The following is a 23383-nucleotide window of genomic DNA, read 5'->3' on the forward strand; positions in this document are numbered from 1 at the left end:
GGAAATTGCGCCGGGCGGGGGCACGCGCCCGCCGTGCCGGGCGTATAGTAAACCATCCACACGACGGAAAGGAACATCGAATGCCATGACGTTTTATTTGTCCAGCCCGAACGGTCCGGTCCACTACGCCAGCTACGGCCCTTACGGGAGAAACGGCTCGTACGGCTCCTACGGCAACGTCCAGCCGCCGGCGACGTTCTACTATGTCACGCCCGCCACGCAGTGGGGGGCCCATAACGATCCCGGGATGCGCAAAAAAGAACAGCCGCTCACCTTCGTGCTCGTTCACGGCTCCTGGGCGGATGCCGGCTTCTGGGACGGCGTCGCCGCCGAGCTGCGCAAGGAAGGCCACACCGTCTACGCCCCCGAATACCCCGGCCACGGGGCCGATTACCAAAACACGACCGCGACCCACGCCATGATGTCGAAGGCCGTCGCGGATTATATGCACACCCATGACCTGCGCGACGTCGTGCTCGCCGGCCACAGCTTCGGCGGCTCCATCGTGCAGAAGGCGGCGGAGCTCGTGCCGGACCGGCTGAAGCGGATCGTGTTCATCGACGGCTTCGTCGTGAAGGACGGCGGCAGCCTCGCGGACGAACTCCCGCCGCAAAGCAAAGCGTTCTTCAGCGGGCTTGCGGAGCAGTCGGGCAATAATACGATCATGCTGCCCTTCGCCACGTTCCGCGACGGCTTCGTCAACCTGGCGCCGCTCGACGTCGCGCAGAAGCTCTATGCCGGCATCAAGCCGGAGCCGGCCGGCCCGCTGTTCGAGAAGCTGGACCTGAAGAAGTTCTACGCGCTCCGGACGCCGAAGAGCTACGTCTACTTGTTCCAAGACAACGTGCTGCCCCAAGGCGAAGGCTACGGCTGGCATCCGCACATGTCGAGCCGGATCGCCCCCTTCCGGCTCATCGTCGGCGACTCCGACCATATGACACATTTCAAGACGGAGCCGAAGAAGATCGCCGGACTGCTGTACATGGCGGGACGCGATTGACGCGACTTTGGAGGACAAAGGTGCCGCTATTGGCCTCGAACGCCTCGATTTGCTTGGGGTTTGGCGGACAGGAGATCCGCTATTTGCCCCAATTTGCCGTTTTGGCGACTTTGGAGGACACAGATGCCGCTATTGGCCTCGAACGCCTCGATTGGGGCTCCGTTTCGCTCTAATAAGCGCTCCTCTGGCCGCACAATTCGTTTATCGCGCCAAACAGGCGCAATAGCGGATCTATTGGCCGCTTAAGCCAACTTTGGGCACGAAGCGAACACGGGACACCTTGTCCGCCTGTGCTTCGCTCCCGACTAGCCGACTCTTGCCTGGGGTTAGGCGGACAGGAGATCCGCTATTTGCCCCAATCTGTCGTTTTGGCGACTTTGGAGGACACACGTGCCTCTATTTGCCTCGAACGCCTCGATTTTGGCTCCGTTTTGCTCCAATAAGCGCTCCTGTGGCCGTACGATTCGATTATCGCGCCAAACAGGCGCAATAGCGGATCTATTGGCCGCGTAAGCCAACTTTGGGCACGAAGCGAACACGGGACACTTTGTCCACCTGTGCTTCGCTCCCGACTAGCCGACTCTTGCCTGGGGTTAGGCGGACAGGAGATCCGCTATTTGCCCCAATTTGCCGTATTGGCGACTTTGGAGGACACACGTGCCTCTATTTGCCTCGAACGCCTCGATTTTGGCTCCGTTTTGCTCCAATAAGCGCTCCTGTGGCCGTACGAATCGATTATCGCGCCAAACGGACGCAATAGCGGATCTATTGGCCGCTTAAGCCAGCTTTGGGCACGAAGCGAACACGGAAAGTTAGCGCCAAAACACGCGGCGCACGAAATAGGCGGAGCCGCCGTCATGGCTGCTCCGCCCTCTTTTGTCGTCTTGCCGCTCGTGACCGCATCCTTTCGCCTACGATTTGCTCCCGCCATTCAGCGGGTTTTCGTCTTAATCGACGTTCCGGATTGGGTGGATGGGTGCGCCGGATGGAACCGTCTCTGATCAGCCATAATAGCAGTAAATTATGGAAATGGAGGACATGAGATGAACACGCGAATCGCGACGGCCGACGATGCGCCTCAGGTCATCCCGCTGCTGCTGGAGGCGATCGGGACGATTGCTTATCAGCTGACGGGCGCTTCGGATGAAGCGGACGCGGCGGAACGGCTGGTCGACTTCTTCAAGCAGCCGGGCAACCGGATCAGCTTCGGGCATGTGCTCGTGGCGGAGCGGGACGGGCAGGTGGCCGGCATGCTCGCCGCGTATCCCGGCGATGACGCCGGACGGCTGGACGAGCCGTACCTGGCGCGGATGCGGCGTGACTTCGGGGACGCCGAGCGCGTCATCGTCCGGGAAGCGCGGGACGGCGACTATTATTTGGACGCGCTGGCGGTGGCGGAGGCCTTCCGCGGCCAAGGCGTCGCGAAAACGCTAATGGCGGCCGCCGAACAGCGGGCGACGGAGCTCGGCTTCGGCCGTACGGCGCTTATCGTGGAGGCGGACAACGAGCGGGCGTACGGCCTCTATGCGCGCGGCGGCTACGTCGACGACGGCATGCTGCGCATCGGCGAAAGCGACTACCGGCGGATGGTGAAGCAGCTGTAATCGGTTCTCGATCTCGGGCACGCCCCCAGGCTCGCCATTCTAGTCCGCACAGAGGGACAAGCGGGCCGCACCGTCTGCCTCGGTTGGCCATCTATCGGCCGCATCAGCCTAATCGAGCATGTGACACCTCCTCCGCAAGCGCTTCGCTCCCGACCAGTCGACTCTTGCCTGGGGTTTGGCGGACAGGAGATCCGCTATTTGCCCCAATTTGCCGTTTTGGCGCCTTTGGAGGACACACGTGCCACTATTTGCCTCGAACGCCTCGATTTTGGCAGCATTTTGCTCCAATAAGCGCTCCTGTGGCCGCACGATTCGTTTATCGCGCCAAACGGGCGCAATAGCGGATCTATTGGCCGCTTAAGCCAACTTTGGGCACGAAGCGAGCATGGGACATCTCGTCCGCAAGCGCTTCGCTCCCGACTAGCCGACTCTTACCTGGGGTTTGGCGGACAGGAGATACGCTATTCGCCCCAATTTGCCGTTTTGGCGCCTTTGGAGGACACAGGTGCCGCTATTTGCCTCAAACGCCTCGATTTGGGCTCCGTTCTGCTCCAATAAGCGCTCCTGTGGCCGCACGATTCGTTTATCGCGCCAAACGGGCGCAATAGCGGATCTATTGGCCGCTTAAGCCAACTTTGGGCACGAAGCGAGCACGGGACATCTCGTCCGCAAGCGCTTCGCTCCCGACTAGCCGACTCTTACCTGGGGTTTGGCGGACAGGAGATCCGCTATTTGCCCCAATTTGCCGTTTTAGCGACTTTGGAGGACACAGGTGCCGCTATTGGCCTCGAACGCCTCGATTTCGGGTGCATTTTGCTCCAATAAGCGCTCCTGTGGCTGCACGATTCGTTTATCGCGCCAAATGGGCGCAATAACGGATCTATTGGCCGCTTAAGCCAACTTTGGACACGAAGCGATGGCGACATGCGGAGCGATACAGGACCGGGACGCGGGGTGGCGGTGAGGCGTACGGAGGGAGCCGCGGAGCGAGATGCATGGCCGAGCCACGGGGTGGCGGTGAGGCGCACGGGACGCGAGGAGCCGCGAAGCAAACTCCCCAGGCCCACTCGGGACGCGGGGGCGCGGTATGGCCCGTTTTTGCCCGCGCCTCGCGACGCCTCGCCGACGCCTCCGCCAACGCAAAAGAACGGACCCAGAAGACCGGTCCGTTCTCACCCCCGTGGAGGCGTCTCACCCTCGCCCCCGCTCCGCCTCCGCCCCTGCGCCGCCGGCTACGCCAGCTTCGGCATCAGGCCGCCCTGCAGCTTCGCGCCGGCCTCGAGCCCGAGGCCGTCCGTGATGACGTGGCCCGCGCCGCTGTAGGTCGTGCCGTCTTCCATGAAGACGATCGCAAGCGCCCGGCGGGGACGATCCGTCGTGTTGGCATGCGCGTAGTGGAACGTCATGCCGTCGTGGAACGTGCAGCTGCCCGCCTTCATCCGGCAGATGACCGCGGTATTGCGGTCGACGTCCTTCGCGCCCTCCTGCTCGAAAATATCCTCCGGCGTCACCAGGCTGACGCCCTTCAGGTTGCGGATGCGCTGCGATTTCGGCACGAACATCATGCAGCCGTTATGCTCGTCGACGTCATCGAGCGCGACCCAGATCGAGAACGCGTTTTGCGGCTTCATTTCGTTCATGGGCCAGTACGGCCGGTCTTGATGCCACGGCGTCGGCTTGGAGTCGCCCGGCATCTTGAGCAGCGCGTGGTCGTGAAAGAGCCGTACGCCCGCGAAGCCCGTCAACTGCTTGCCGAGATCGGCGAACCGCTCGCCGAGCACGAACCGCGCCATGCCGCCGTGATCGCGCCACGTGTTGACGCGCTGGTTCAGCACCTTGTAATACGCGCCGCCGGCCTTGTCGGTCTGCACCCCGCGCCCGCCTTCGCCGTACATCGTCTCGTCCATGTATGCCCGCAGCTCCGCCAGCTCCTCCGGCGACAGCACGCCGTCGATCTGCACGAAGCCGTTTTCCCGGTAAAACGCCACCTGCTCGGCGGTCAGTCGCCGATTCGCTCTCAACATGTCCCTCAATCCCCTTTGCGTGTCGGATACCTTTACTGTAACCCGAAGCGCGGGGGCGTTCTTGGACGATACGCGGAAAAACACAGACGATCTGCCAAAGTTGAAAACGTTATCCGCCGGGCAGCACCGCGAACGGCTCGTCCCCGATAAACTGCTGCTCAACCTGATCCACAACGCTATGCAGCACGCGGAGCCGGACGCCGGCGCCATCGACGTCTCGCTCCCGGCGGATCGTCCGCCGGGGCAAGCGGGCTGATGCCTATCTTTCTAGCTTATCTTTCTAGCTTATCTTTCTATCTTCTATTCCAAGCTTCCGTTCAAGCTTCTTTTGTTTCCAGCATGCGTTTCCAGCATCCCGTTACTAGCTTTAAGCTCGCGCTTGCCTTCCATTCGGTATCCCATCCGGCATTCAGGCGTTCGTCCGCGCGAGCGGCTCCGTCCAATACCGGTTGTCCGCGGCCAGCACGGTTCTCAGAAACCTCCCCGTATGCGACGCGTCCGACGCGGCCACCTGCTCCGGCGTTCCCTGCGCGACCACCGTCCCGCCGTCCTTGCCCCCGTCCGGTCCCATATCGATGACGTAATCGGCGACTTTGACGACGTCTAGATGATGCTCGATGACCAGCACCGAATGTCCGTGGTCCACCAGCTGGTTCAGGCAGTCGATCAGCTTCTGGATATCGTGCAGATGCAGACCCGTCGTCGGTTCGTCGAGGATATACAGGTTGTGCGAGCCGCGCTTCAGCTTGCCGATCTCGGTCGCCAGCTTGATCCGCTGCGCCTCGCCGCCCGAGAGCGTCGCGGACGATTGGCCGAGCTTCAGGTACCCCAACCCCAGCTGGAGCAGCACGTTCAACTTGTGCACGATGAGCGGCTGGTCAGCGAAGAAGGATACCGCCTCCTCGATGCTCATGTCGAGCACCTGCGCGATGTTCTTCCCGCGCAGCGCGACTTCCAGCACCTCGCCGTTGAAGCGCGCGCCCTTGCAGGATGGGCATACCGTCTCGACGTCCGGCATGAATTGCAGCGACGTCGTGACGACGCCTTCGCCTTGGCAGTGCTCGCACCGGCCGCTCTTCTGGTTAAAGCTGAATTCGGACTTGCCGATGCCGCGCGCGGCGGCCTCCCCCGTCTCCGCGAACAGCTCGCGAATGCGGTCGAAGAAGCCGACGTACGTCGCCGGGTTGGAGCGCGCGCTCCGGCCGATCGGCGATTGGTCGATGTTGATGACGCCGGTCAAGAGCTCAGTGCCTTCGATCGCGTCGTGCTCGCCCGGCACGATGCGGTGGTCGTAAAACCGGGCGGACAGCTGCTTGAACAGCACTTCGTTAATGAGCGTGCTCTTGCCGGAGCCGGATACGCCGGTGACGCAGGTCATGACGCCGAGCGGGATGTCCACGTTCACATGGCGCAGGTTGTTCGCGCGCGCCCCCAGAATGCGGAGGGACAAGCCCGAGAGCGCGCGTCGTCCCGCGGGCACGTCGATTCGCCTGGCGCCGGACAGGAAAGCGCCGGTCAGCGAATCGTCCGCCTGCCGCAGCTGCGCCGCCGTGCCCTGCGCGACGACGCATCCGCCTCGCTCGCCTGGCCCCGGCCCGATCTCGATGATATGATCCGCGCTGAGAATGGTCTCGATATCGTGCTCCACGACAATGATCGTATTGCCGATATCGCGCAGCTTCTGAAGCGTCTGCACGATCCGGCGGCTGTCCCGGGCGTGCAGCCCAATGCTCGGCTCGTCCAGTACGTACAGCATCCCCATGAGGCCGGAGCTGATCTGCGTCGACAGGCGGATGCGCTGCGCCTCGCCGCCCGAGATCGTGTCGGAGCGGCGGCCCAAGTTCAAATAGTCGAGTCCGATGTCGATGAGCAGGTCCAGCCTTGAGCGAATCTCGGCGACGATCTGCCCGGCCGCCTGCCGCTTCGCTTCCGGAAATGCCGCGCTGGCCAGAAATGCCTGCAGCTGTCTCAGCGGCAAGCTGCACAGCTCGTCAATATCACTTCCGCCGATGCGGATGCAGAACCGCTGGGGCTTCAGCTTCTTCCCGTCGCAGTCCGGGCAAGTGTGCTCCGCCATCACCCGCTTGAAGAAGTCGTTGTCGCCGAGTCCGCTTCCGCCTCGCCGCGTCACGTGCTGCTTGTACCACCGGTTCACCTCGTGCACGAGCCCGCCGTATTTGCGAAGCTTGCCGGCTTGGCTATGGGCATGGCGGGGATGGTCATCCGTCACGACGATCGGAAACGATTCGCCCCGGGTTCCGTGGAACAGCCGGTCGACGAAGTCCTCCGGCAGCTCGCGAAACGGCGTGTCCAAGCTTTGCCCGTAGTGCAGGAACAAGCTGTGGAACAGCATGCCGCGGTACGATTTCTTCGTGCTCGGACCGTAGATGTTGTGATCGAGCGCGCCTTTGGCGACGCCTTTCTCCGGGCTCTTGACCAGGAACCGCTTCTCGGTCCGCATGTACGTTCCGATCCCGCCGCAGGTCCGGCACGCGCTGCCCGGGTCGTTGAAGGAGAAGTACGACGGGTGCAGCTCGCCGATCGCGAGATGATGGGCCGGGCAGCCGAAGTCCCGGTAAAACGCATCCGTGTCGATCGGCTTGCCGTCGCCCGGATTCGCGATTTCGAACCGGATAAAGCCTTCGCCGACCAGCTCCAGGCTGTTCTCGATCGTTTTGGCCAGCGTCTTGTAGAGCGACGGCGCGACGACGACCCGATCGACGACGACCTCCATCCGGTACTCCGTCTCCTCGTCCAGCTCGATCGGATCGCTCAGGTTGCGGTTCGCGCCGTCGATACGCACGTAGCGGAAGCCCTTCTCCCGGATCTCGTCGAACAGCGTCGCGTAATCTTCGTCGTACAGCTTGAAGACGGGCGCGAGCACCTCGAGCTCCGTCCCCGCGGGCAAGGTCAGCACGTGGTCGATCATTTGCTGCACCGTCTTCGCCGCGATCGGATGCCCACAGAAGGGGCAGTGCGCTTCGCCCGACGACGCGAACACCAGACGGAGAAAATCGTACACGTCCGTCATCGTCCCGACCGTGGAGCGCGGATTCGCGCTGCCCTTCTTCTGCTCGATCGCGATGACCGGCGACAAGCCGAACACGAAGTCGACGTCCGGCTTCTTCAGCTGGCTCATCCGGCTTTTGGCGAACGTGGACAGCGATTCGAGGAAGCGGCGCTGCCCTTCGCCGTAAATCACCTCGAACGCGAGCGACGATTTGCCGGAGCCGCTTACGCCTGTAATCACCGTCAATTGATCGCGGGGAATGTCGACGTCAATGTTCTTCAAATTGTTTTGCCGGGCGCCTCTCACTTCGATCTTCGTTTTCATGGGCTGGCATCCGCTCCTTTACTGGGCGATATCGTCCGCATCCTCGAGCATGTAAGCCGGTTCCTCCAAACGCACCCTGCTCTTCGGCGTCGCCTTCGCTTCGGCGGGGAACGGCGCCAGATAACCGCGGCCGGCGAGCCAGCCGCAGGCCAGCTCCAGCGTTCCCGCATCCAGCCGGACGACCGTCCCCAGCTTATCCGCCATCTCGGAGAGCGTCCGGACATCCCGCTCCTGCTTCAAATAATCGAGAACCGGGCGGAACAGCTCGCCTTCCCGCTCCTCCACGAACGCCGCGATCCGATCGAGCGCCGCCCGCGCTTTCGCCTTGTCCACGGATCCGCCGACAAGCCCGGCGTAGATCTCCCGGAAGAAGGCCGGATTGAGCGCGGACGCCTGCTGCACGGCCTCGCGCATCGGCACCTCGCCGTGCCGGACGACTTCGATTTGCGCGAGCGTGTCGATCATCTTGATCATCCAGAAGGCGCTGTAGAGCTCGTCCTCCTTGACGTACAGCCACTTCTCCGCTTTCGCGAGCCCGCCGAGCGCGAAGCAGCCCAGCTGCAGCAGCCGATGCTGCCGGTCCCGCTCGCCGACGTGGCGGATATTCGCGAAGACGGCCTCGAGCGACCGATCCTTCGCGAACAGGAGCTTCCCCCGGAGCAGATAGGAATGCTCGAATGAGGCGGATACCGATTTCTCCACCCAACGCTTGAATTCGTCGCGCGTCTGGATACTCGTGTTAATAGCAATGCCGTTCTCGGTGAAGCACATGAAGGACCGGTTCAGCTTCTGCTCGTGCACGATCAGCTTCATGTCGATGTCGGACTTCTCCCACACTTGGTCGTAGGAGAGGCTTCCGAGCAGAATCGCCGCGATGACCTGATCGTCCTGACGGACCTTCCGTACGAACGCGTCCAGCGCCTCCGCGTACCGAGCCTCGATTCCCGATCGGTTCACGCGCATGCTCCTCCTCTCGCCGTCTTGCGCCGTCTTCGGCGCAGGGCGGCGCGATTTCGTTCTCCGTGACGTATTCGCCGCCTCGGCAGCCGTTCCTGCCGTACCTGGGCCGCAGCGCAAAGACCGCCGCGGAACGCGGCGGTCTCTCGGTCTTGCGTATGGCTTCCCTTCCTATTCCACCAAGCCGGAGCGCTCCACGCCCTGAATGAAGTACCGCTGCAGGAACAAATACACGAGCAGCATCGGCACGAGCGAGACGAACGTGGCGGCCATGACCACCGGCAGGCTGAACACTTCGAACTTGCTGCCCGTCAGCTGGTCCAGCGACTGGTAGAGCCGCGGCAGCATCATCGGCAGCGTGAATTTCTCCTCGCTCGTCAGGTAGATCGACGGCTCGAAGAAGTCGTTCCAGTGCCACACGAGCGACAGCAGCGTCGTGACGACGATCGCCGGCGGCGTCAGCGGCAGGATGATCTTCCAGTAGACGCGGAAGCTGCCGCAGCCGTCCACCCGCGCGGCGTCCTCCAGCTCCCACGGCAAGCCCCGGAACAGCTGGCGGAAGATGAAGATGAAGAGCGCCCCGCGCAGCCCGTTGCCGAAGAAGGACGGAATGATGAGCGGCAGCACGCTGTCGATCCAGCCGATCGTCTTGTACTGCATGAACAGCGGCACGATAATCGTCTGCGGCGGGACGATCATCGTGAACATGCAGAGCACGAACAACACCTCGCGTCCCGGAAACTTGATCCGGGCGAAGCCGTAGGCGATGAACGAGCAGGACAGCACCTGCCCGATCACGCTCAGGACGGCGATCAGCGCCGAGCTCTTGAAGTGCGGCCAGAACTGGAGCCCTTGCATGCCGTAATAGAAATTTTCCCAGGCGAGGCTCGTCGGAATCCATTTGATCGTGAAATCCATCAAGTCCGCGGGCTGCTTGAGCGAGGTCGTGACCATGTAAAGGAACGGATACAGAAAGACGAACGCCAGGTCGATCAGAATCAGGTAGACGAACAGGCGGTAGATGAATCCGATCCAGCGGCTCTTGCTGCCGAACCGGCTGACGAGCACGTTGTTTCGGATCGCCGCGGCCCTGCCGCGGCTCTTCTCCGGCACGGCCACGCGCGCGGTCGAGGCCGTCTTCGTCTTCGCTACGGGGATCGACTTCATGCTGGGGCACCTCCTTGCGGCTTATTTTTCACCCGTGTAGACGATCAAGCGCCGGGTCGACACGAAGACGAGCACGAGCAGCAGGAAGATGAACAGGAAGTAGATCCACCCCATGCTCGAGGCATAGCCCATCTGGATGTTGGTGAAGGCGGTGTCCTTGATGTACACCATCATCCGGTTATTGATGTCCGTGAAGGAATCCACGAACGTATAGACGGTATTGAGCAGGATGATCGGCGTCATGAGCGGGAGCGTGATCTTCCAGAACATCTCCCATTCCGTCGCCCCGTCGCATCTCGCCGACTCGTACAGCGAGACCGAGATGCCCTGCAGGCCGGCCAGGAAGAGCAGAATCTGCACGCCGGTCTTCCAGAAGATAATCGTCAACCGGCTCAGCATGTCGAAGACGATCTGCGAGAACGTCGGGCCCATGTAGAGGAAGACTTCGTCCGGGACGCCGATGCCGTTGACCAGCGTATCCTTCCCGACCCCGGCGTACAGCAGCTGCTGCATCGCGAGGCCCGAGCCGATCAGCACCGGCAGGAAGAACGCCGCGCGGAAGAACGCCCGCCCGCGGATGTTATGATTCAGCAGGATCGAGATGATCAGCGAGAACACGAGAATGAGCGGCGTGTTGATCAGCGCGTCCTGAATGACCGAGATGAACAGCGGGATGAACTTCGTGTCCAGCACGAACGCGTTGTTGAAGTTGCCCCAGCCCACGGCCTTCAGCTGAAAATCGCCGACGCCCTCCACCTCGTGGAAGCTGAGCCACAGGGAATACACGAGCGGGTACAGCATGAACAGCGCGAAGCCGAGCGCCCAGGGCGCGATATAGACGTAACCCGCGAGCATTTTCTTGCGCTCGAGACCGATTCCTTTGCCTCTCACGGCTTAGCCTCCCTTCGGCACGACGATGAAGTTTTTGCCCGGCACGACGCGGCCGTCCTCCGTGCGGGCTTCGCCGGACGCGTAGTTGACGATGACGCGGGTGCCGTCCTCGTAGCCGGTCTCGTACAGGTCCTTCGCGAGCTTCCGGTGCGACGTCATCGCTTGCGACCAGACCGGCCGCAGCTTCTCGTTCATTTCCTTGTACTGTTCGATCGCCTGCGGCGCCCAGCTCTTATAATCGGAGCTGAACAGATCGCTATAGTACGTGTCCTTCAAATCGTCGGCGTAATTCATCGTGAACTGGTAGTACGGCATGTACCCGTATTCCACCATCTTGAGGTACTGCAGCTGCGGATCGTAGAACAGGTTCTGCGCGTCGCCGGAATACGGGATGAGCCCGTGCACGACCATCTGGTAGAGCGGAATCGTCTCGTCCGTGAAGAAGTAGCCGCTGTCCTCCATCGGGATGCCGAACAGGCGCGACGAGTGCTTCAGCGTATAGCCGTTGCCGCCGATCGAAGCCGCGGCGCCGAACTGCTTCGCGGCCTTCTGCATCATCTCCGTCCAATGCGCCGCCGTCCCTTCCCGCGTCGACGGATAATCCTTGTTGTAATCGTAATAATCCTGGTAGCCGATGGCGTCGAAGTTGATGCCGGAGATCGGCAGCTTGCCGAGCGGATCGAGCACCTTGGACTGGAACTGCTGGTTTTGCTTGCCGGCGCTCAGCAGGAACGTCTCGCTGTAGCGGTCGGTCGCGGCGAAGCGGTTCGCCCCGACGACGACGTCGCCCCGCGTGGAGAATCCGTCGACGCCCTTCCACGCATCCACGTAATCGTCCTGCAGGAACAGCTGGATGCCGTTCGCCTTCGCGTACTCGCTAAGCCCCTTCAGCCCGCTCATGCCGCCGAGCTTCGTGGACGGCTCGTTCCCGGACGGATAGGTCAGGTAGCCTTTGTCCGTCCAGCCGAGCAGGTTCGCGGAGATCGCCTTGACGCCCTGCTTGCCGAGTTCGTCCATGATCCCCTTCGCTTCGTCGTAGGTCGTCGTCGCGATGAACCGGTCGAACAGGATCCGATTCTCCTTGATGCCCATCAGCAGATCGAGCCCGAATGGAATCGGGTCGCCCTCCTTGATCCGCGGCTGGACGCCCGCCTCGTTTACGAGGTAGTCGCGGTACGCGGCGGCCATGTGGCCGTAGTCCGCGTCTCCCCCGCTCAGGAAGACGTACCGGATCGTATGGTCTTCTCGGAGCAGGTCCTTCTCGGGCTTCTTCGCCAGATTGCCGTCCTTCTTGACCGCTTCGTACTCCCGGCGGTACACGAGCTCCGAGGCAACGCGGTTCAGATTGATGAGATAGCCGCTCGGCGAGAACAGGATCCGCGCGTCGTACTCGCCCTTCGTGATCATGCCGATGAAGGCGTTGTCGTCCACCTTCTGTCCGAAGATCGGCAGCATGGCGTTCAAATCCCGGCCAAAGCTGTCGAAGTTGATCATGTCCGGCCCGTACACGCTCGCCCGGTACGGGTTCAAGTATTCGGGGTGAATCGGCTTGAACGTCGACAGCGCCCCGGAGCCGTCGGGATAGACGGAATAGCCTTGGTCGTGATCCGTCGCGGCGCCGAAGAACGGCAGCGGCGAGATCGCCATCAGCCAGTTGTTCTCGGATTCCGTCACCGATTGCCCCGGCACCGTCACCTCGAGGGCGTCGTCCTTCAGCCGGAATTGCATATCGAAGCCGATGCCGAGCCGCTCGAGCTCGTAGTGCACGGATATGCCGTCCTCCAGGGACGTCGCCTTCATCTTGGGCCGCTCCAGGGCGGAGTTCGTCTCCTGCGTCTCGATCGCCGGCAGGCGGGGATCCGTGAAGGTCAAGTGGAAGATCGACTGACTGCTCGCCGTCCACAGCTCGTTCCCTTCGGCGTTCACCTCGTCCAGCGGAACCGCCGATTTCCACAGATGGCCGTTGCGCTTATCCTTGACCGCGATGGCAGAGTCGGAGGCGCGGAACATCAGCTCGAGGCGGTCCGTCTCCGCGACCTTCTCGTACGGGCTGGCGTTCGCGGCTTGGTCTTCGCCGGCCGGCGCGTCCTCCGGCGGCGTCGTCTCCGCGGCATCGCCGCCCGCCTCCGCCGCGTCCGTCTCGTCGGCCGGGTCCGCGGCCGCCGACGCGGGCTTCAGCTCCTGCTGCGCGCGGTCGATGGCCCGCTGGATGGAAGGCAGCGCCAGGAGAACGAGCCCGGCGAGAACGACGGCGACGACCCCGTAGTAGAGCCAGCGTTTGGCTTTCGTCGACATAGGTTCTCCTCCTCAATTCTCCATGAGATAGCGGGCCTCTACGATGACCTCGCGCACGAATTGCAGCACATGGTTCGTCAGGGCGAACGTCAGCCCCACCGTGCCCCAAAAGATCAGGAAGGCAACGATGGTGAGCAGCATGACCCCGACCGATTTCTTGAAGGTATAGTCGTTCAGCACCTTCAGCTGAATGAAGATCAAGAGGGCGACCCACGCCCAGATGATCGTATTGATGCTGTTGTACAGCCCGAGCTCGCCCCGCGACATGATCGTCGAGAGCGCGGCGAGCGGAATCGCGAACACGACGTAGGGAATGAGGCTGTACGACATCGCCGTGAAGATCTGGCTGAAGTGCGCCTCGCCGTCCATGATCGCCGTGATCAGGTAGCACGCAATGACGCCGGATACGAGCGGGATCACGAAACGAACGATTTCCAGGTTCAGGTCTGCGTTCTCCGGCTGCAGGGACGTCATGTGGAAGCTCGTCATGTAGATCGTCACGATCCGAACGGCCAGCGTCAGCAGAATGATGATGAACGCCGCGATCAGGTTGCGCGTCTTTTGGAGCTCCTCGAAGCCGTCCGCGGGATGGAAGAGAATGGCGATGCCGAGCCGCACCGCGTGCAGCCCGGGCGCTTTCGCCGCCGCCGTCTTGTTCAATAGCCGTACCTCCTTATGACGGTGTTCGTGACGCGGATCAGCCCTTTCACCAGGAGGTAGACCGCGTACACGATCAGCGCCGCGGCGACGACCAGCCATCCCAGGTACTTACGCATCATCTCATGCCGGTACTCGGCGAACGCCTTGGAATAGCCGTCCTGATCCTCGCCCAGCTTGAATTCCTTCATCGCGTCCTTCCACTTCTCTTCCTTCATCAGCGCCTTCGCCACGCCGCGGTGCGCGAGCGGGTAGTTCTCGTCGATCGCGAGCACCTGCTTCCACGGCGTCAGCGCCTCCTCGTACCGGCCGTTGTAATGCAGCTGGCTGGCCTGATGAATGAGATCCGCGAAGCGCGTCGGCTTGAAGATCTGGATGTTGCCCCGGTCCCGGTCCAGCACGTACACCTTGCCCGCCTTGTCCGTAACGATGCTGATCGGGTATTCGAACCGGCTCTTCACGTCGCCCTGTCCGCCGAACACGGCCAGCAGGTTGCCCTCCTGGTCGTACTGGTAGATCTTGCGGGACATCGCGTCGAGCGCGTTGATGACGCCGAACTGATCGACCGCCAGGTCGACGAAGTACGGCTGCTCCAGCGTCCCGCTCTCGATGGACGGCTGGCCGAAGGCCGCCTTCTTGTAAATGTTCTCGCCCATGGCGTTGAACTTCTTGATCTGATCCGCGTCGATCAGCACGGTCGGCGTGTAGATGAAGCCTTTCTCGTCGAGCGTCAGATTCGCGTTTTGCGGCGGTACCGCGTTGTTCAGCTGCTCCCGCTGCTCCGGCGTCGCCAGGACCCGGATCAGCAGGTTCTTCCAGTCGAACGGGACGCGGTTCGCGCCGATGTAGCCGCGGAACCGGTTCATCGCGTCGATCATCATGAAGCCGCTGAAGTCGTTCTTGTTCAGCACGTAGATGTAGCCGCGGCGGTCCAGAATAACCTTGTCCGGGGCAAACTCCAGATCCGGGCTCAGCAAGCTCGACTCCGGCTTGACGAACTCTTCGATCAGCTTCCCGTCCGGCGCGAGATGGATGACCTTCCCGCTGCCCGTATCCGCCACGAACATATCGCCGAGGTCGTCGACGAAGATGCCGCTCGGCTTGCTCAGCTTGATGCCCTGGTCCTTGCCGAAGATGCCGAGCACCTTCCCGTCGCCGCTCAGCTTGACGATCCGGTTGTTGTCCGTGTCCGCGACGTAGAGGATGCCTTTGCCGTCGATGAACAGATCGTTGGGCTTATTCAAGCCCGGCTGGCCGACGTCCAGCACGACGGTGTCGACCGTGTACGTCAGCGGAATCGGAATGCGGTACCCGTACATGGGATCGATCGTGTACGACATTTGCGGGAGGGCGTAGGCGGGCAGCCCGCCGGTCAGCAGCAGCAGACAGCCGAGGACGGCCGTCGCGATTCGTTTGTACATCCTGTCCGCCCCCCTTAGGATTTGATCCCGGAATGGACCATTGTATTCATGACGAACCGCTGGAACAGCATGAAGATCAGGATCGGCGGCAGCGTGACGAGGAACGTACCGGCTGCGAGCGCCCCCGACCGCGCCACGACGCCCGGTCCGCCGGCCAGCGTCTGGATGGCGAGCGGCAGCGTCTTCATCGTCTCGCTCGTCGTGAACACGAGCGCCGAGAAGTAATCGTTCCAGTTCCCGATGAAGGAGAAGATGATCAGCGTCGCCCACGCCGGCTTGCTCACCGCCATGATGACGCGCCAGAAGATCTTCCATTCCGAGGCGCCGTCGATGTAGGCCGCTTCGATCAGCGCGTCGGGAATCTGGTCGAAGAACTGCTTCATCAGGAAGATGTTGAACGCCACGGCGACCTTCGGCAGAATGAGCGCCCAGTACGTGTTCACGAGGCCGAGGCTGGACACAATCATGTAGGTCGGGATCTGCGTGACCTGCGGCGCGAACATGAGCGCGGACAGAATCACGGCGAAGATCAGCCCGGCGCCCGGCGGCTTGAACTTGGACAGCACGTACGCGCCGAGGCTGCAGACGAACAGGCTGGCCGCCACGATCGAGCCGGAGACGAACAGGCTGTTGAAGATGTACCGCGTGAACGGCACGACCGAGCTGTCCGTCGCCGTCAACAGGTCGAAGAAGCTGCGCAGCGTCGGCTTCTGAACGAAGAACGTCGGCGGATACAAGAACAGCTCGTCGAGCGGCTTGAACGCCGTCGATATCATGTAGACGATCGGCAGGGCCGTGAAGCAGACCAGCGCGATCATGAACACGTACAGCAACCCCCGGTTGAAGCGGGCGACAAATTTGGCATAATTGATGGTCACGTCCGTTTGCCCCCCTTATAGATCCTTGGACGACAGCAGCCTCATCACGATGCGTCCCAGGCCGAACGTCAGGAAGAACAGAAATACCGCGATCGCCGACGCATAGCCGAGCTCGAACCGAATGAACGCATAGTCGAACAAGTGAGAAATGATCGTATGCCCCGCGTAGTTGGGGCTTGGCATGCCGGAGATCGCCACGGCGATGTCGAACACCCCGAACGCCGCAACGATGGAGTTGACCGCTCCGAACAGCAGCTGCGGCTTCATGAGGGGCAGCGTGACGTACCAGAGCTCCTGGAACTTGCTCGAGATGCCGTCGATCGCGCCGGCCTCGTACAGCTCGGGCGACACGTTCTGCAGACCCGCGAGGAAGACCAGGAAGCCCGTGCCCATGCTCATCCAGAGCGATACGATGATGATGACCGGCATGATCGTGTCGGGGTCGGTCGTCCACAGAATCGGCTCGCTGATCATGCCCCAGCTCAGCAGCCAGTTATTCAGCAGGCCGTACCGGTCGCCGGAGAAAATGTACAGCCAGACGATCGACAGCGCGATGCCGCTCGTGATCGACGGGACGTAGAAGGCGAGCGAGAACAGCATCTTCGCCCGCAGCGTATTGATGACCCACGCGAGCAGGAACGACAGACAGTAGCTGAGCGGGCCGCCGATCACGGCGAACACGAACGTGTTCTTGATCGACTTGAGGAAGATGTCATCCTCCAGGAACAGCACGCTGTAGTTGGACAGGCCGATCCACTTGGCCGGCTGCAGCATGTTGTAGTACGTGAAACTCAGGTAGACGGACTGAATGACCGGTACGACGGTAAAAACGATGAAGAGAATGAGGAAGGGACTGAGAAACAAGTACCCGAGCGCCGCCTTCCTCCCCGCCTGCGACAATTTGAACCGCCTTGCCTTCTCGGCTGACAGCTGAAGCGGGTTGTTCGCGACTTCCATGCTGCTATTCATGTGCCGCTCCTCCTTCCGGGAAATCTAATCCGGGGCGAACCCGAATTCCTTTTGCTTCGCCGCCAGCTCTTTGTTGATATCCTTGATGCCCTGCTCCAGCGATTCGCGCACGTTCGTCCCGCCCAGCACGACGCGGTTCCAGGCGTTATCGATGTTCCGCGACGTGAAGTACCCGCCGAGCACGTACGGCTGCTCCTTGTAGTACTTCCATTGGTCGGTGAGCGCCTTCAGGTCGTCCTCCGGCCACGGCAGCTGCGTGAACGCCTCGACGTTGGCCGTGTTCCACCGCGCTTCCACGCCGAGCAGCGCTTCCAGCTCCTGGCCGAACTGCGTCTGGCGCTCCGTGCTGGTCCACCATTTCAGGAATTCCCAGGCTTCCTTCTGATGCTGCGACTGCTTGAAGATCGCGACGGACTGCACGTTGCCCCCGGCGGTCCGGTCGATCGAGCCGTCCGGTTTCTGATGGCCCGGCGACGGCGCCACGCCCCACCGGCCCACGAGCTCCGGCGCCGCGGTCGACAGCTGCACGTACGTCAGGTAATCCGCGATCCCGACCGGCATCTCCCCGGTGCGGAACCGGTTGAAGAAGTTCGCGTTGACCGGGAATTTATAGTTCGTGTACAGCTCCGTCCACTCCGTGAACGCCTGGAACGCTTCCGGCGAGTCCAGGCCGGACTTCCGTCCGCCGTCCTTGTAGAATTCGCCGCCGTTCTGGTAGAGGAACGGCATGAAGCCGAGGGAGGTCGGCGGGTAGTACATCTGCATGCCGTTCTGCTGCAGCACCGGCAGCAGCGCGTACGCATCGTCCCACGTCTGCGGGACGCTGACGCCGAGCTCGCCCAGGACGTCCTTGCGGTAGACCAGGACGTTGAAGTCCTGCGTCTCCGGCAGGGCGTAACTGCCGCCGTTGTATTGGAACGGGATGAGCGCCCCGGGCAGGAACCGCTTGCTGACCTCCGGGTAGTCCGGGAATTGCGACAGGTCGACGGTGGCGTCCCGGATCGCGAATTCCACCGGCAGATGCGCGTCGACGCCGGTGGCCACGTCCGGCGCCTTGCCGGAGCTGGCCGCGAGCAGCAGCGTGTTGACGGAGCCCGAGTTCAGCTGGCCGGCCGGGAGCGTGTTGACGTTAATGCGAATGCCCGTCTCCGGCGTGAACTCCTCCTCCGCCATCTCCTTCATGATCTCCGCCCATTCCTTGCCGCGGGAGACCCAGACTTCCAGTACCGGCCCTTCGCCCTCCCCGGCCACGGACGCGGTCTTGCCGTCCTTGCCGTAGACACTGCCGACGCCCGTGTAATCCTTCGTAAAGGAGGCCACGAAGTTCTTCACGGTGCTGACGGACTTCTGCCAAATGTTCGACTTGACCTTCGGATCGCGCGTATCCGGCGCCCCGATCAGCAGGTAGTCGAGCACGAGCGGCACGTTCTGCAGCCCCGTCAGCAGCGTGCTGAGCGACGTCTGGCTGTTGCTCAGCTCGGAGAGCTGGCGAGGAATGCTGTCGGGATTCGCGACCATCCGCTCGAAGGTATGGTTCATCATCCGCAGGCTGCTGACCGTGCTGGGCTCCTTCTCCGACAGCTCCCGCAGGACGTTCATCTGCACCGCCAGATCGTCGGCGATTGCCTTCAGGTCCGTGACGAGCTCCGGCACCTTCTTCCCGAGCTCGTATTCGAAGTTCGGGTCCGGCGTCGGCCCTGTCACCATGATGATGCGCCGGTACAGGTCGGACAGCTTCTGCGTGTCCGCCGTCAGCGCCTCGGCGACCGCCTGGTACGGCCCGACCTCGGCGACGAGCGTGATCGTATGCGCGCCCGCCTTGAGCGGCACGAGCATCGGCTCCTCCTTGCCCGTCCCGGGATCGGCCGTATGCAGCGTCTCCAGCTGCCAGCTGCGGGAATATTCGAACGGATACAGCTCCATTTCCTTGTACGGCACTTGGCCGTCGATCAGGATCTGACGGTAGGACGGCAGTCCGTCGCCCCACCATTGCCCGACCTTGAGGCCGATCTTGTACAGGCCGTCCTTCGGCACCTCGAACGTCCACGCGGCCTTCTGGCCGCCCTTCCGCCAGCGCCAGTCGCCGAAGGCGTTCAGCCGGATCCGTCCGTCGCTCGCCGGCTCCATCAACGGGTCGCCGTTCGCTTCCCGGCGGATCGTCGGGTCGGACTTGTTCGGATTGTTCTCGGCCTGCACTTTCACGCTGACGTCTTCGGCCGGCGCGAAGCCCTGCCCTTCGAAGGCCTGCTTAGCCTCCGCGTAGCTGGGCACGGTCGCCGGCGACGTCAGCGCCAGCCGGTCGATCGCCATCGTCTCCGCCAGGAAGTTCATGCGGAAGACGTGCTTGCCCGCCGTCAGATGGAATTGAAACGGCTCCGGATACAGCCCGTTGCCATCGGCGATCGGCTGCTCCATCCAGAGCGGCTGCTCCACCTGCTTCGGCCGGACGTCGTCGCCCTGGTTGTTCTTCTCGGGATCTCCCCGGTCGACCCAGTTGCGGAAGAAGTACAGGCGCTGCGCCTCGCGGAACGGGCTCTTGCCGTCGATCAGCAGGTCGCGCTGCATCGGCAGCCGCTTGCCCGCCATGGGATAATAGCGCGCGCTCAGGTTATACAGCCCGTCCTCCGGGACCTCGACCGTCCACTCGATCCAGTTCGTCGCCTTGTCCCACACCAGCGCGGTTTGGCCGTCGACCGTGTCCGAGGCCGGCTTCGCGCCGCCGAACGCCGTGTAGCGGGCCGCGTCGATGACGATGTCCGGCTGCGCGGCCGGCTGCAGCCCCTGCTCGCGGTACCCCGCCAGCGCGCTGGCGTAGTTCGGCTCCAGAATCGCGTCGATGGACAGGTCGCCCGCGTCTCCGAGCGGCACGCCCTGGTTCGTGTTGCGGTCACGCAGCCGCTCGCTGGCGTACGAGCGGGAGTGATCGCCGCATACGGTCGTGACGACGAGGCAGGCGAGCGTGAACAGTACGACTCTCTTTCCCTTCAATGCCTGTTTCCATAGCCGGTTCAAGCGCTTCACCTCGTTTGAAGTTCGTTTCGGGCAGGACGCGCAGGACAAGGAAGGGAGCGCCTTCCCGCCCCCTTCCTTCGCAGCGCTATTTGGCCTGCAGCTTCTTCAGCTCCGCGTCTACGTTCTTCTTGACCTCGTCCAGCAGCCTCTTCGGCTCGCCCTTGCCGTTCAGCGCGAGATCCTGTACGCGGAACGTTTCGTCCCACATCTTCTGACCCGCCGGCGTCACGGGGCGGAAGTGCGCCGACGGCATCAAGTCGACGAATACTTTCAGCTGCGGATTCTCCGTGATCTTGATCTCCTCGTTCACCTTCGGCATGGCCGTAATGTCGTTGCCCGCGTTCGGGCGCTTCGCCCAGAGCAGCGTGCCCTTATAGCCCGCGATGAACTTCAGCAGCTCCCACGATTCCTGCGGGTGCTTGCCGCCCTTCGGCATCGTGAAGGAGAAGCCGCCGGCCCACGTCGTCTGCGGGTAGCCTTCCGCGGACGGCATCGGCGTGACGCCCCATTCGAAGGTCGGCTTGACCTTCGCGTTGCTCTTCAGGTCGTTCAGGATCCAGTTGCCGTCGACCATGAAGCCGACCTTGCCGGTCCAGAACGGGTTGATGCCGGTCTTGCCCATGACGTCGTTGAACTTATTGATTTGGGCCATGTCGTACTTCTTGGCGTAGCCCGCCATCCATTCGAGCGCCTTCACGATTTGCGGGTCGTTCGGCGTCAATTCCGCGTCCTTCGTCCATTCGCCGCCGAAGTTCCAGCTCTGCGTGTACAGGTAGCTCTGGCCCATCCACGGAATGAAGCCTACCTGCTCGTAGCCGCCGCTCGTCGATTTCTTGAACATCTTCTCCGCCATCGCGTCCAGCTCGTCGATCGTCTTCGGCGGCGTGTTGGCGTCGAGGCCCGCTTCCTTCATCAGCGTCTTGTTGTAATACAGGCCGCGGTTGTCCGTGCCCCACGGCAGAGCGTAGACTTGGTCGTTATACGTCGTCTCCGCCCATACGCCGGGGTAATAATCGTTCGAGCTGACTTCGCTGTCCATCTCCAGGAACGGCGAGAGGCTCTCCAGCGAGCCCTTGGCCGCCCAGGAGCCGGTCAGGAAGCGGTCCAGGATGGCGACGTCCGGCGGCGTGCCGCCGGCGATGAGCGTGGTCAGCTTATCCGTGCCGCCTTGGTCGGGAACGTACTTGATCTTGATGTTCGGGTGCTGCTTCTCGAACTCGCTCAGGACGAGCTTCGTGAAGTCGGTCTGGAACGTGCCGCTCCAGCCCCACAGGGTGAGCGTGACCTGCTCGCCCGTACTTTTGCCGGCGCCGTTGTCGGCCGCCTCGTTGGCGGCTTTCCCGTCGTTCGCGCCTCCGGCGTTACCCGCCTTCGCCCCGTTGCCGCCGCCGTTGCCGCCGCCGTTGTCGGACGCGTCCGAACCGCCGCCCGCTCCTCCGCAGCCCGTCAACGCCAGGCTGACCGCCAGCACCGCCGCGAAAATCTTGATCCTTGCCGGCTTTCCATGCAAGATGCCGTTATTCCCGACTGCCATCCGCAAGCCCCCTCGACCTGTAAAATTGAAATCGCTTACCTGTAACCAGTGTAGCGGCAATTTGTTCGCGCGGTAACGGGAGCGGCTTTAGGTTTGGTGTAGTATTTTGACCAAGTATGACGACTGAGGCAAAAAAAATGCCCCCGGGCTATGTGCTTGACCCGGGAGCGGCCTCTTCGCGCGCGCCTTTCGTTAATCGTACCTAGGGTCGCCCAGCGGCCCGCCGGAGACGGATCGGCTCCTCTCCATGGCGGAGAGCCTCGCGTCCAGATGCCGCTTCACGCCGTCGAGCAGCGCCTGCGGATCCCCCTGCCCCTTCACGGCCAGGTTCTGCGCGCGGACGAGCTCGTCCCACATGTAGCCGCCCACGGGGGTCACCGGCCGGATGCGGGCATGCTGCAGCAGCTTGACGAACACGTCCAGCGGTTCCTGCGCGTCGAGGCCGAGCTGCGCGTTCACTTCCGGGACGCACGTCAGGTCGTTCTTGCCCGCCACCCGTCCGGCCCACAGCAGCGAGCCTTCCTTGCCCGCGACGAAGCGCATGAAGCGCCATGCCTGCTCCCGGTGCTTCGCGCCCTTCGGCATGGCGAACGACCAGCCGCCGGCCCAGGTTACTTGGGATCCGCCGTCGATCGTCGGCATCGGCGCCACGCCCCACTCGAAATTCGCGCGCGGGAGGTCGTTCAGCAGCCAATTGCCCTCGATCACGAAGCCGACCCTGCCGGACAGGAACGGATGGAGATTGGCCTGCCGCAGCTCGTCCGCGAAGGCGGCGAGCTGCCCGGCGCCGTATTGCTTGCCGTAGCCCTGCATCCACGCCAGCGCCGTCACGTTGCGGGGGTCATTCGGCGTCAGCTTCCCGCCGCGCTCCCATTCGCCGCCGAACGCCCAGCCGTACGTGTACAGAAACCCTTGCGCCTGCCACGGAATGAAGCCGACCTGATCGAACTTCCCCGCGGCGCCCGTCTTGAACATGCGCGCCGCCATCGCATCCAGCTCGGCGATGGTCTGCGGCGGCTTCTCGGGATCGAGCCCCGCCTGCTTCATCAGCGTCTTGTTGTAGAACATCGCCCGGGTGTCGACGTTCCACGGAAGCGCGTACGTCCTTCCGGCGTATTGCGTCTCCGACCAGACGGCGGGATAGTAGATCCCGGCGATGCCTTCGGCGCGAGCCTCCTCCGTCACGTCCTCCAGCGCGCCCTTGGCCGCCCATTCGCTGACAATGAACCGGTCGACCATCGCGACGTCCGGCCCCGTGCCGCCCGCAACGGCGGTCAGCAGCTTCTCAGAGGACTGCGAATTATTCGAATTCTCCACGAAGGTCAGCTCGACTTTGATATCGGGGTTCGCGTCCTCGAACGGCCTCACGACCGTGTCGTAGAACTCTTGCTTGAACCCGCCGCCCCACGGAAACCAAAAGCTGATCGTCACCGGGCCGCCGCTTCCGCTAGCGCCTTCCTCCGATGGCGGCGCGTCCGACGGAAGGCCCGACACCCGGCCGCCGTGCAGTCCCCTGTCGCACGCCTCCAGCAGCGGCCCGGCCGCAAAGAGAATCAGCAGCAGCAGCAGCATCGCCGCCTTGCTGCGCGTCAACAGCTTCTTCACCATCGTATCCCTCCTTCGTAGCGCCCCCCGTTTCC

At 62.7% G+C, this 23383-nt stretch carries 16 protein-coding genes; 3 read left to right on the forward strand and 13 right to left on the reverse strand.

Features of this window, described 5'->3' with window-relative positions:
* Window positions 1-85 precede the first annotated feature (85 nt).
* Window positions 86-1000 carry an alpha/beta hydrolase gene (locus tag ACFPB1_RS18860; protein WP_379227659.1) on the forward strand — a complete coding sequence of 305 codons (915 nt, stop codon included), beginning with the start codon at window positions 86-88 and terminating at the stop codon, window positions 998-1000.
* 1043 nt (window positions 1001-2043) lie between these two features.
* The gene (locus ACFPB1_RS18865) at window positions 2044-2604 is read left to right on the forward strand and encodes a GNAT family N-acetyltransferase (protein ID WP_379227660.1); all 561 of its coding nucleotides are present in this window, start codon (window positions 2044-2046) and stop codon (window positions 2602-2604) included.
* Window positions 2605-3836: 1232 nt separating this feature from the next.
* On the opposite strand, the gene ACFPB1_RS18870 is transcribed toward ACFPB1_RS18865, so the two are convergent.
* Complete coding sequence (locus ACFPB1_RS18870; protein ID WP_379227661.1) at window positions 3837-4628, reverse strand: phytanoyl-CoA dioxygenase family protein; 792 nt, start codon at window positions 4626-4628, stop codon at window positions 3837-3839.
* 100 nt (window positions 4629-4728) lie between these two features.
* Here ACFPB1_RS18870 and ACFPB1_RS18875 point away from each other — a divergent pair, with 100 nt between their 5' ends.
* Window positions 4729-4884, forward strand: a complete 156-nt coding sequence (locus tag ACFPB1_RS18875) for a hypothetical protein (protein ID WP_379227662.1) — start codon at window positions 4729-4731, stop codon at window positions 4882-4884.
* A gap of 153 nt (window positions 4885-5037) precedes the next feature.
* Here the strand turns inward: ACFPB1_RS18875 and uvrA are convergent, their stop codons facing one another.
* The 12 genes from uvrA to ACFPB1_RS18935 form a co-directional block, all read right to left on the reverse strand.
* Window positions 5038-7962, reverse strand: coding sequence for an excinuclease ABC subunit UvrA (gene uvrA / locus ACFPB1_RS18880; protein WP_379227663.1), 2925 nt, complete (start codon window positions 7960-7962; stop codon window positions 5038-5040).
* Window positions 7963-7980: 18 nt separating this feature from the next.
* Window positions 7981-8919 (reverse strand): hypothetical protein, encoded by a 939-nt coding sequence (locus ACFPB1_RS18885; protein WP_379227664.1) that lies wholly within the window; start codon window positions 8917-8919, stop codon window positions 7981-7983.
* Window positions 8920-9090: 171 nt separating this feature from the next.
* On the reverse strand, window positions 9091-10086 hold the full coding sequence (locus tag ACFPB1_RS18890) for a carbohydrate ABC transporter permease (protein ID WP_379227665.1): 996 nt from the start codon (window positions 10084-10086) through the stop codon (window positions 9091-9093).
* A 21-nt stretch (window positions 10087-10107) separates the two neighbouring features.
* On the reverse strand, window positions 10108-10977 hold the full coding sequence (locus ACFPB1_RS18895; protein ID WP_090643954.1) for a carbohydrate ABC transporter permease: 870 nt from the start codon (window positions 10975-10977) through the stop codon (window positions 10108-10110).
* Window positions 10978-10980: 3 nt separating this feature from the next.
* Window positions 10981-13272 carry a DUF5696 domain-containing protein gene (locus ACFPB1_RS18900; RefSeq protein ID WP_379227666.1) on the reverse strand — a complete coding sequence of 764 codons (2292 nt, stop codon included), beginning with the start codon at window positions 13270-13272 and terminating at the stop codon, window positions 10981-10983.
* A 12-nt stretch (window positions 13273-13284) separates the two neighbouring features.
* A complete protein-coding gene (locus ACFPB1_RS18905; protein WP_379227667.1) occupies window positions 13285-13932 on the reverse strand; it encodes a Yip1 family protein in 648 nt (215 codons plus the stop codon).
* Window positions 13929-15350, reverse strand: coding sequence for an SMP-30/gluconolactonase/LRE family protein (locus ACFPB1_RS18910; protein ID WP_379227668.1), 1422 nt, complete (start codon window positions 15348-15350; stop codon window positions 13929-13931). The genes ACFPB1_RS18905 and ACFPB1_RS18910 overlap by 4 nt, the downstream gene beginning before the upstream one ends.
* A gap of 14 nt (window positions 15351-15364) precedes the next feature.
* A complete protein-coding gene (locus ACFPB1_RS18915; RefSeq protein ID WP_379227669.1) occupies window positions 15365-16228 on the reverse strand; it encodes a carbohydrate ABC transporter permease in 864 nt (287 codons plus the stop codon).
* 15 nt (window positions 16229-16243) lie between these two features.
* Window positions 16244-17197, reverse strand: coding sequence for a carbohydrate ABC transporter permease (locus tag ACFPB1_RS18920; RefSeq protein ID WP_379227670.1), 954 nt, complete (start codon window positions 17195-17197; stop codon window positions 16244-16246).
* A gap of 24 nt (window positions 17198-17221) precedes the next feature.
* On the reverse strand, window positions 17222-20185 hold the full coding sequence (locus ACFPB1_RS18925) for an extracellular solute-binding protein (protein ID WP_379227671.1): 2964 nt from the start codon (window positions 20183-20185) through the stop codon (window positions 17222-17224).
* 109 nt (window positions 20186-20294) lie between these two features.
* Window positions 20295-21743 (reverse strand): ABC transporter substrate-binding protein, encoded by a 1449-nt coding sequence (locus tag ACFPB1_RS18930; RefSeq protein ID WP_379227672.1) that lies wholly within the window; start codon window positions 21741-21743, stop codon window positions 20295-20297.
* Window positions 21744-21935: 192 nt separating this feature from the next.
* Entirely contained in the window at window positions 21936-23351 is a 1416-nt protein-coding gene (locus ACFPB1_RS18935; protein ID WP_379227673.1) for an ABC transporter substrate-binding protein, read from the reverse strand.
* Window positions 23352-23383: the final 32 nt, after the last annotated feature.

Origin of the sequence: Paenibacillus sp. GCM10023250, from assembly GCF_042653205.1 — a bacterium.
Lineage (GTDB): Bacteria > Bacillota > Bacilli > Paenibacillales > Paenibacillaceae > Paenibacillus_Z.

Excerpts from the sequence above, each read along its gene's own strand:
- uvrA (WP_379227663.1), bottom strand. The coding sequence starts at position 7,962 with ATGAAAACGAAGATCGAAGTGAGAGGCGCCCGGCAAAACAATTTGAAG.
- ACFPB1_RS18910 (WP_379227668.1), bottom strand. The coding sequence starts at position 15,350 with ATGTACAAACGAATCGCGACGGCCGTCCTCGGCTGTCTGCTGCTGCTG.
- ACFPB1_RS18900 (WP_379227666.1), bottom strand. The coding sequence starts at position 13,272 with ATGTCGACGAAAGCCAAACGCTGGCTCTACTACGGGGTCGTCGCCGTC.
- ACFPB1_RS18865 (WP_379227660.1), top strand. The coding sequence starts at position 2,044 with ATGAACACGCGAATCGCGACGGCCGACGATGCGCCTCAGGTCATCCCG.
- ACFPB1_RS18930 (WP_379227672.1), bottom strand. The coding sequence starts at position 21,743 with ATGGCAGTCGGGAATAACGGCATCTTGCATGGAAAGCCGGCAAGGATC.
- ACFPB1_RS18935 (WP_379227673.1), bottom strand. The coding sequence starts at position 23,351 with ATGGTGAAGAAGCTGTTGACGCGCAGCAAGGCGGCGATGCTGCTGCTG.
- ACFPB1_RS18920 (WP_379227670.1), bottom strand. The coding sequence starts at position 17,197 with ATGAATAGCAGCATGGAAGTCGCGAACAACCCGCTTCAGCTGTCAGCC.
- ACFPB1_RS18860 (WP_379227659.1), top strand. The coding sequence starts at position 86 with ATGACGTTTTATTTGTCCAGCCCGAACGGTCCGGTCCACTACGCCAGC.
- ACFPB1_RS18870 (WP_379227661.1), bottom strand. The coding sequence starts at position 4,628 with ATGTTGAGAGCGAATCGGCGACTGACCGCCGAGCAGGTGGCGTTTTAC.
- ACFPB1_RS18890 (WP_379227665.1), bottom strand. The coding sequence starts at position 10,086 with ATGAAGTCGATCCCCGTAGCGAAGACGAAGACGGCCTCGACCGCGCGC.